Here is an 8,755-nt window from a genome sequence, read left to right as displayed (position 1 = left end):
CACGGCTTTCCCGCCCACCAGACAGACGATCAACGCAGCCAGCAACAGCGCACACAACGCAAGACGCAGCCCCAAAAAACCTGCGCCCAGCCCGATCAACGGCGGTCCCACCAGAAAGCCGGCATAACCCGCCGTGGCCGCCATGGAAACGCCAACCGCCGGCGTTGTAGTAGAACGGCCCGCAGCACTAAAGATCACCGGCACGATGTTAGCCAGGCCGATTCCCACAAGCGCAAATCCCACGCAAGCGGTAACCACGTTCGGATAACCCAGCACCAGCGCCAAGCCAAGCGCCGCGATAAGCCCTCCGCTAGCGACTACTACGCTCGCGCCCAAGCGCCGAACCGATACATCCCCGACTACACGGCATGCCGCCATCGCGAAGGCAAACGACGAATAACCGAGCGCTGCTGCGCTTGCTTGCGTGTCGAGTGCCGAGCGCAGGAACACCGCGCTCCAGTCGGCCACCGCGCCTTCGACCAGCATGCAGAGAAAGGCGAGGGCAGCGAGTTTCATGACGCCCGCGCTAGGCAATGTAAAACCGCTAGCCGACGCTAATGCTCTCGGTCCGATATCCCGCAGCGCAAATACAGCGCTTGTCAAAACGAGCACGCCGATAACGACGTCAGGCAGCAGCAATCCGCCCATCGTGCCGATGCCGTTGGCCTGAAGCGCCGCACCCCCCGCTGCGCCCAGCAGACCACCCATGCTCCAGGCCGCATGAAACGACGACATGATGGGCGACTGCCATTCGCCTTCGATTGCGCTGGCATGTCCGTTCATCGATACATCCAGTGCGCCGTTCGCAGCGCCTAACGCAAAGAGCACGACGCATAACAAAGCAAAGTCCGGAGCTAGCGCGGGCAAGGGCAGCCCAATGACAAATGCAACGCCCAGGAATGCGGTGACGCGGCCGCTTCCAAAGCGCGGCGCCAGCCGGCCCGCTAGCGGCATGGCCACAATCGCACCTAAGGCAAAACAAAACAGCGCGATCCCGAGCGATGCATCGCTTAGCGACAAAGCTTCCTTGATCCGCGGGACTTCGACGGCCCACGCGCCAATGCCCAGCCCGTTACCGAGAAAGACCGCCGTGGTGGCAATACGTTCAGCGACAGGTTTCATGATCGAGCCTCCGCATGAGCCACGATCACGTTGCCGCAGATCTTTTCGAATTCGGCTAGCCGTTGCCCAGACACATCCGGCTCCACGATCAGATGCTCGACGCTGGAGGTTGCCGCTACAAAAAAGGGCGCCGAGGTCATCAGTTTCTCCGACGTCATCGCGATGGCGACCTGACCGCTGGATTTGACCATCGCGCGTTTAAGCTCGGCTTCCTCTGCCTCGAACGCAGCCACGCCCTCGTCCGGGTCGATGGCGCATGCGCCCAGGAAACAGAGGTCAGCCTTGATCTGCTGGACCTGCAAAAGCGCGGTGGACCCGAGAGACCCCGCTCCACGCGCGCTCATCCGGCCGCCAATCAGAATGACGTCGAAGCCGGGACGATCGAGCAAACGCGAGCAGGCATCGGGGGAATTGGTCACCACAGTGAGACCCGCGTTGTCGGGAAGCGCCGCCGCGATAGCGACGTTGGTCGACCCGGCATCGAGCAGGATGATGTGCCCCGGCCGGACGATGGACACCGCTGCAACGGCCAGTCGGGCCTTTCGGTCAGCCGCTTCGCGCAGGCGGGTGGACCCGGACGGTGTAGCGGGCGAGATCAGAAGCGCACCGCCGTACACACGCTTGCAATGACCCGCGTCCGCCAGGTCGCGCAGATGGCGGCGAACCGTGTGCTCGGAGGTGTTGAATTCGAGCGCGAGTTCGGCCGCCAGCACGCGGCCGTGCGTCCGGAGCCTGTCCAGTATCAGCTTTGCGCGTTCGTCGGGAAGCAGCCCGTCTACGGCATCACGCCGGGTTCTTTGCATGTCGTCAGTCTCTGTTTACGCTTATTCAGTCGTCGTGAATCGATCATAATCGAGCATAATGTAGCGTAAACGAGATAGTCCGGGCAAACTTTTTTTGCACAGGTCTTAAGAGGGCGCACGTTCCGTCGCGCGCATCAAACGCGGATAGCATTGACGTCGGGCGTTATCCTGACCTGCCGTCGCAAACGGTGAAGGCATAAGCCGCCGGGACGTGCGGTGAGAATGTGGAACTGTGGACATAACGAATTGCTGCGGCAACAAAGGGAACAAACTTGGAACTTAGACACTTAAGGTACTTCGCTGCGGTCGCGGAAAATCAAAGCTTCCGGCTGGCCGCTGATCGCATCAATGTTACGCAGCCAGCGATTACTCGCCAGATACAAGATCTCGAGCAGATGCTGGGCGTGCGGCTTTTCGACCGTACGCCGCAGGGCGTCAAGCTTACTGTCGCGGGCGATTTATTCCTGCGCGAAGTTCGCAAGTCGCTCGGCATACTTGAGTCGGCCACGCGCGCGGTGAGGCTGGTTGCATCAGGGCTCCAGGGTACGTTAAGCCTTGGCGTGGTCGACAATGCAAGTTGGGACGGTCTGGTCCCTGATGCGTTTAACAGCTTTCAGCGCGAAGCACCCGAGGTGAGCATTCATCTGGCGCCAATGAACACGCCCGAGCAGGTCGCCGAGATTCTTGCCGGAACGCTGGACGGCGGGTTTATCTATACCTACGGCGAGCTTCCGCGCGCGCTGCGTGTGTTACCTCTGGCCATTGACGATGTGATCGCCGCGGTACCGCGAAGCTGGTGTCTTCCGGAGGGCCAACCGATTTCCGCGCGTGAGCTGAACGGCCGGCCGATGGTTTGTTTTCCGCGGCAAACATACCCGGCGTATTACGACATGCTCGTCAGCGCGTGCAGCGAAGCCGGATTGACGCTGGACGTGGTGCAGGAAGTGCCCACCGAGGCCGCGATCTTGTCGCTCGTCTCGGCCGGCATGGGAGCGGCGATCGTCAATGCCGCGAATCTCGGGCGGCCGCCGGCACGCGCGCAGTTCCTGCGCTTCACCGATCTGTCGGTGCAGATGCCGCTGGCATTCGCTTATCTGGAGGCGAATCCTAACGCGGCATTGCAGCGATTGCTTCGCGTTCTCGGCGCGATGGTGCAGCCCGACGTGAGTGTAGCGGCCGTTAAACGGCGGTAGGGGCATCATTGATTGCCGCAGACGAGCCGACTGTCACTCGAAAAGATCTTCATACAAAGCGCCAAGCGAAGCCGCCGTTGCTTTGGGCCGAGACATCCGCCACGTCCACTACACCCGCCGATGTCCCGGCAAAGTGCGGCGTGAACACCGTCGCACTCGTTTCGACCGCCCGGTCGAGTACCCATCGGCGCGAGACAGTCGCACGATGCTGGTCGGCACAAAACATCGAACTCCACGCCGGACGATAGACCTGGATCGGGTGATGCCATACATCGCCGCTAAAGAGAGCGTGTGCACCCGCCGACTCAATTTCTATCGACATGTGTCCGGCGCTGTGACCCGGCGTCGGATGGAAGCGGATGCCCGGCAGATATTCACCGCCCTCCGGACCGATTTCTTCGGCGAGTCCCGCGTCGATCACGGGCAACACGCTGTCATCGAAAACCATGCGCCGGCTCTCGCCAGCAGGTGTGTCGAAGAACTCCCGTTCGGCGCGTGAGAACACGTAACGCGCGTTGGGGAAAGTGGGCACCCAACGGCCGTTATCGAGCCGGGTATTCCAGCCTACGTGGTCCACATGCAGGTGCGTGAGCAGCACGAAATCGACCTCTTCGGGCTTCACCCCCGCGCGCCCCAGCCGCTCGAGGTAGGGTGTATCCAGTTGGTGGAAGAGGGCGCTGAACGGACGGTCCTTATGATTGCCGCTTGCGGTGTCGACCAGGATGACCTTGCCGCTGACTCGCAGTACCCAGGTATTGACGTTCAGGACGAAGTGCTCGGCGGCCGCGTCGACCTGCCCGTTAGCGAGCCATGCTCGGTGCTCTTGAATGACAGCGGGGTCGAAGTCGGCGAACAGCTTGCCCGTCTTCAACTGAAACTGTTGTTCAGTCACGCGGGTGATCAACGCGTCGCCGACGCGGTAGGTTGTCGATGGTTCATCCATGTGGGGTCTCCGTTAGCGACTGTCCCGACTCGATGGGATTCAGCAGCATCGCGACCGCACCGGCGAGTGCGATGGCGACGATCGTCAGCATGCCGGCCTGCATGTCGCCGGTGAGCGTCTTGACGACACCGATGATGATCGGACTGGCGAAGCCGCCAAGCGCGCCGCAAATGTTGATGAAGGCAATGCCGCCCGCTGCCGCTGCCGTACCCAGGTACCCCGCGGGCAGCGCCCATAGAACAGTGTAGGACGCCCAGAGCATAGCGGTAGACAGGGCGATGGCCGGCAGCGCGATGCCGAGCTCACCTGGGAACAGTCCGGCGATGGCCAGCGCGACGGCACCCACGATGCTCGCGAGCGCACTATGACGGCGGCGTTCGTTGCGACGGTCTGAGCTGCGGCAGAGCCAACCCATTGCGGCGATGGCTGCAACGTAGGGTAAGGTCGACCAAAGGCCGATCGCCATTGTGCCGGCAACGCCAGCGGTCTTCAGGATAGTGGGCAGCCAGAAACTCACTGTATAAATCCCCGCGATCACGCAAAAATTGCTGAAGGCAAGCGTCAGCACGCGTGGGTCGGAGACAACGGTTCTCAATGATTGATGCCGTACTTCGCTCGCCGCACGGTTCAGGCGTTGCGCATCGAGATCAGCAGCAAGCAACGCCTTCTCTTCATCGGAAAGCCAGTTTGCGTGCTGCGGACGATCATCGAGGAAGAAGAATGCAATCACGCCCAGCACGCAGCACGGCAGGCCTTCGACGATGAACATCCATTGCCAGCCTTCGAGGCCATGCGTGCCTGCCAGCGTGGTCATGGCCCAGCTTGACAGCGGTCCGCCGATAACACCGCCGATCGGTCCCGCCCACATCACGACGGCCATCGCGCGAGCAGTGCGCGATGGCGCATACCAGTAGGTCAGGTAGAGCACCATTCCCGGTGCGAAGCCCGCTTCGAAAACACCGAGCAGAAAGCGCAGGGCGTAGAACGTGTGGATGTCCTGGACGAACAGCATCGACGCGGAGGTGATTCCCCACAGCACCATGATGCGCGAAAGTGTCTTTCGGGCGCCAATCCTTGGCAACAGCAGATTGCTGGGAATTTCGAACAGCACGTAGCCGATAAAGAAGATGCCCGCAGCGACTCCATAGGCCGCGTCGGAGAACGAGAGCTGGTTCTGCATCTGTAGCTTCGCAAAGCCGATGTTGATGCGGTCGAGGTACGCGAGCATGTAGCACAGCGTCAGGAACGGCAGTAAGCGCCAGGTGATCTTTCGATACAGCGCATCGCGCGCGTCGACGCCTTGTGTCAACGGGATGGCGGACATGGTCGTCTCCGGGTTCATTGCGCGCGGTAATCGGAAGGGGAGTCGGAGCCGGAAGCCACGAGTGCGACGCAATCACCCGGCTCGACGCTCGCAAACGAACGCACGATGACGACCACGCCCGCGCTGCGAAACTTCAGCTCGATGGGCTGGGCCCACGGCGCGTGCGGATCGAATATGCGTCCGGCCAGGTCGCCTTTGTTCACGTGGTCGCCTAATGCGAATGCCGGCTCGAAGATCCCGCGCGTGGCCGCAAAAACGTAATGCCGCTCGCCTTCAACCTGCAGCCAGCGCGTGTCGTAACGCGGCGCCGGCAGCGCCTCGCCGGCGCAGATGCCGAGTGCCGCGAGCACGCGCTGCAAGCCTTCTTCCACGATCGCCAGGCCTTGCGGATTACACGTCGCGTAGCCGCCGAATTCTCCGCACAGGAAGAGCTTCCCGTGTCGTTCGATGGCGGCGCCATAAGTGCGGTCCTCGCCGAGCAGGTCCATTACCATCGCGTTGGGCGCGGCAAACGCATCGACAATCCGCTGATATTCGCGGCGTTGGCCGGGGTCGGCCGGGGGTGCGACCAGCAGCGTCGGCAGATGATCGAACGATGCGCCTCCCGAGTGGATATCGAAGACGAAATCGGCGCGGGGAAACAACTCGGTGTCTACGTAGTGCGCGATCATCTCCGTGATGGAGCCATCGCGATGGCCCGGGAAGATCCGGTTCATGTTTGCGCCATCTATAGGCGAGGTCCGCCGCCCCGCGAGAAGCGCGGGAAAGTTGAGACCCGGTACGACGATCAGGCGACCGCTGATTTGCATCGACGGCATGCGTTGCAGCAGTTTCATCAGCGCGATTGGGCCTTCGTATTCGTCGCCGTGATTGCCGCCGGTGAGAAGCGCTGTTGGACCATCACCGAGCTTTAGCACGGCGATCGGGATCGGGATGTGCCCGTATGCGGAGCGGTCCACGGAATGCGGCACGCGCAATGTGCCGGTTTGAAAGCCTTCCTGCTCGAAATCGATATCCGTCGAGATGCGCGAGCGGTCGGTGGCCATGGTTCGTCTCCTGAGTATTGGCATGAGGTGCGGCGGTGAATGCAAACGACATGCAAACGACGCTGCAATGCCCGTACTATCGGAAATCGAAGTGGTTTATGCCAATGCCGATTGATGGCTTGCGTGATGCCTTGGAGGCATCACGCTTCAGCGAGGGGAGGCGGACAAGTCCTGTGGCGGATTCAGAGGGAGGACGTTTCCTTGCGTGAGAGCGAAGTGATCTTTGTCTGTCGTCGTTCGGAAGAAGTCGACCTGCTCCGGACCCTGGACCAAGCTCGAATCTTCCGCGGCTTTCGGGGGAAAGCAGTCCTTCATCCCTTCGAGTCGGTCGAATGGACCGTATTGCCGGATACAATAAAGAGGTACCCGATTCGTCCAACAATGACCTGATCCGATCCATGCGCAATCCTGTTAGAGCTGTCCTTCTCGGTCCGTTACTGAAAGGTGTTTCACGTTCCTTCTACCTCACTCTGCGCGTATTGCCCGTTGGCATGCGGGATCCGATTGGCATCGCGTATCTCTTGGCACGCGCGGCAGACACGATCGCGGATACTTCGATTGTGCCGCCGGAGCAACGGCTGGATCTGCTCCTGTCGCTTCGCAGCCAGGTCAATGGCGCCTCCGACGAAGGAGCGCTGGCTCGTATTGCTGTAGAAGTGGCTGGTCAGCAGACGCAGTCCGATGAAAAGGATTTGCTTGAGTCGCTCGGTACAGCGCTGACGGTGCTGTCTCAACTGAGCGAGTCAGATCGGCATGCGGTCCGTGGGATTGTCACTACCCTCACACAGGGCATGGAATTTGACCTGCGTACTTTCCCCAACGAATATTCCGGGCAAATCGTTGCGCTTCAGGAAATAGACGAACTCGATCTATACACATACATGGTCGCGGGATGCGTTGGGGAATTCTGGACACAGATGACTTACGCGCACGTGCCAGGAACATTTAGTGGAAGCCCTGAAACGATGTTGGACCGCGGCACTCGTTTCGGAAAAGCGCTGCAGATGACAAATGTCTTGCGGGACTGCGGCAAAGATTTGCGCATCGGACGCTGTTACCTTCCCGCCACGATGCTTGATCGATCTGGCTTGAGTCCGGAAGACCTGTTGCTACCGAATGCTTCGCTCCGCGCCCGCCCGCTTATGTTCGAACTTGTCCAAGGGGCTCTTGAACACTTCCGTGAAGCGCTCGAATACACGCTCGCTATTCCCGCGTCTTCCGTTCGACTGCGCCTTGCCTGCTTATGGCCAATCCTTATCGGACTAGAGACGCTATTGCTCCTTGTGAACAACGATGATTGGCTGGATCCGGAAAAGATATCCAAGGTACGACGTAGCGACGTTTACCGAGTGATCGCTTATTCAGTGCCGATGGTGCTGTCGAACAAACTGCTACGTATCTGGGTTGAGCGACTGATGGAAAGAGTCAGAGCCGGAATGAAAAGCTGATCGTAGGGTGTGCGCGATTGAACAGATTCACCTCGCCATTGGAATATGACATGCTGATCCAGCCGCAGTCGCTCAAGTCCTGCGGTGCTAACAAAGATCAAAACCGAAAATCCCGATGCAATCATGTACGGTGGTACCGACGCGACGGGTGGTCCACTGGCTAAGCAGGCGATGCAACTCGGATTGCGGGCGAAGATTTTAGGTGGCGATGGCATTTGCACTGAATCGTTGTCGACTTTGGCTGGCGAGTCGCACATCCTCGGATCGCTCCACGCGCACCCAGTCATAAGTGATCGACCAGGCAGATTTTGGCGAAACGCAGCACACTGTTGGTCGTGCCACTGCGGGCCCGGCCGAGCTGCCGGGCGACAGACTGATCTCCCAAGCGATATTCTCCGATGAATTTCCCTTCGCTGCGTGACTGGACTTTTTCGCTAAAGACCTTCGCGGCTGGGATGCTCGCGCTTTACATCGCGTTCTACTTCGACCTTCCGAGACCGTACTGGGCGCTGGCATCGGTCTATATTGTGTCGAACCCGTTTGTCGGTGCGACCCGGTCGAAGGCGCTTTATCGCGTGATCGGCACGGTGCTTGGCGCGCTCGCCTCCATCGCCCTCGTGCCGCCTTTCGCGGAGACGCCTTATCTGTTGAGCGCGCTGATAGCGCTATGGACAGGCGTGTTCGTCTACATTTCGATCTTGACGCGAGCCGCACGCAATTACGTTTTTCTGCTCGCCAGTTATTCGCTGTCTGTCATTGCTCTGCCGGCATTGTCGAATCCGTTGAGCATCTTCGATGTGGCCGTGGCGCGAACCGAAGAAATCACGCTTGGCATCGTCTGCGCCAGCATCGTCGGCAGCGTTTTTTTTCCGAGCC

Annotated in this window: 8 protein-coding genes and 1 pseudogene; 4 read left to right on the top strand and 5 right to left on the bottom strand. The window is 60.2% G+C overall.

The features are described 5' to 3' along the window. The coding region (locus FH08_RS0133655; protein WP_035567844.1) for an MFS transporter at window positions 1-1,122 on the bottom strand (1,122 nt) is incomplete at its 3' end. Further along, window positions 1,119-1,925 (bottom strand): DeoR/GlpR family DNA-binding transcription regulator, encoded by an 807-nt coding sequence (locus tag FH08_RS0133650; protein WP_031362575.1) that lies wholly within the window; start codon window positions 1,923-1,925, stop codon window positions 1,119-1,121. The genes FH08_RS0133650 and FH08_RS0133655, both read right to left, overlap by 4 nt. A 272-nt stretch (window positions 1,926-2,197) precedes the next feature. Here FH08_RS0133650 and FH08_RS0133645 point away from each other — a divergent pair, with 272 nt between their 5' ends. Next, complete coding sequence (locus FH08_RS0133645; RefSeq protein WP_035567841.1) at window positions 2,198-3,118, top strand: LysR family transcriptional regulator; 921 nt, start codon at window positions 2,198-2,200, stop codon at window positions 3,116-3,118. 49 nt (window positions 3,119-3,167) lie between these two features. On the opposite strand, the gene FH08_RS0133640 is transcribed toward FH08_RS0133645, so the two are convergent. From FH08_RS0133640 to FH08_RS0133630, 3 genes are read right to left on the bottom strand one after another with little or no spacing between them, the layout of a single operon-like run. Next, window positions 3,168-4,061, bottom strand: a complete 894-nt coding sequence (locus FH08_RS0133640) for an MBL fold metallo-hydrolase (protein WP_031362573.1) — start codon at window positions 4,059-4,061, stop codon at window positions 3,168-3,170. Next, window positions 4,054-5,385 carry an MFS transporter gene (locus tag FH08_RS0133635; protein ID WP_031362572.1) on the bottom strand — a complete coding sequence of 444 codons (1,332 nt, stop codon included), beginning with the start codon at window positions 5,383-5,385 and terminating at the stop codon, window positions 4,054-4,056. Before FH08_RS0133635 ends, FH08_RS0133640 begins: the two co-directional genes overlap by 8 nt. A gap of 14 nt (window positions 5,386-5,399) precedes the next feature. After that, window positions 5,400-6,431, bottom strand: coding sequence for a succinylglutamate desuccinylase/aspartoacylase family protein (locus tag FH08_RS0133630; RefSeq protein ID WP_031362571.1), 1,032 nt, complete (start codon window positions 6,429-6,431; stop codon window positions 5,400-5,402). A 398-nt stretch (window positions 6,432-6,829) separates the two neighbouring features. Here FH08_RS0133630 and FH08_RS0133620 point away from each other — a divergent pair, with 398 nt between their 5' ends. The 3 genes and pseudogenes from FH08_RS0133620 to FH08_RS0133615 form a co-directional block, all read left to right on the top strand. Next, window positions 6,830-7,879 carry a phytoene/squalene synthase family protein gene (locus FH08_RS0133620; protein ID WP_031362570.1) on the top strand — a complete coding sequence of 350 codons (1,050 nt, stop codon included), beginning with the start codon at window positions 6,830-6,832 and terminating at the stop codon, window positions 7,877-7,879. Between the two features lie 81 nt (window positions 7,880-7,960). Beyond that, window positions 7,961-8,131, top strand: a pseudogene (locus tag FH08_RS52105) (branched-chain amino acid ABC transporter substrate-binding protein); the annotation flags it as partial. Between the two features lie 146 nt (window positions 8,132-8,277). Beyond that, on the top strand, window positions 8,278-8,755 hold a 478-nt coding region (locus FH08_RS0133615), incomplete at its 3' end, for an FUSC family protein (RefSeq protein ID WP_031362569.1).

This window comes from Caballeronia sordidicola (assembly GCF_000729995.1).
Taxonomy (GTDB): domain Bacteria; phylum Pseudomonadota; class Gammaproteobacteria; order Burkholderiales; family Burkholderiaceae; genus Caballeronia; species Caballeronia sordidicola_A.
The sequence above is the reverse complement of the archived record's forward strand: the minus strand, read 5'-3'. Positions and strand labels throughout refer to the sequence as shown.

What these genes read in the sequence shown, in the direction of transcription:
- FH08_RS0133650 (WP_031362575.1), bottom strand. Translation starts at nt 1,925, where the DNA reads ATGCAAAGAACCCGGCGTGATGCCGTAGACGGGCTGCTTCCCGACGAA.
- FH08_RS0133640 (WP_031362573.1), bottom strand. Translation starts at nt 4,061, where the DNA reads ATGGATGAACCATCGACAACCTACCGCGTCGGCGACGCGTTGATCACC.
- FH08_RS0133635 (WP_031362572.1), bottom strand. Translation starts at nt 5,385, where the DNA reads ATGTCCGCCATCCCGTTGACACAAGGCGTCGACGCGCGCGATGCGCTG.
- FH08_RS0133630 (WP_031362571.1), bottom strand. Translation starts at nt 6,431, where the DNA reads ATGGCCACCGACCGCTCGCGCATCTCGACGGATATCGATTTCGAGCAG.
- FH08_RS0133620 (WP_031362570.1), top strand. Translation starts at nt 6,830, where the DNA reads ATGCGCAATCCTGTTAGAGCTGTCCTTCTCGGTCCGTTACTGAAAGGT.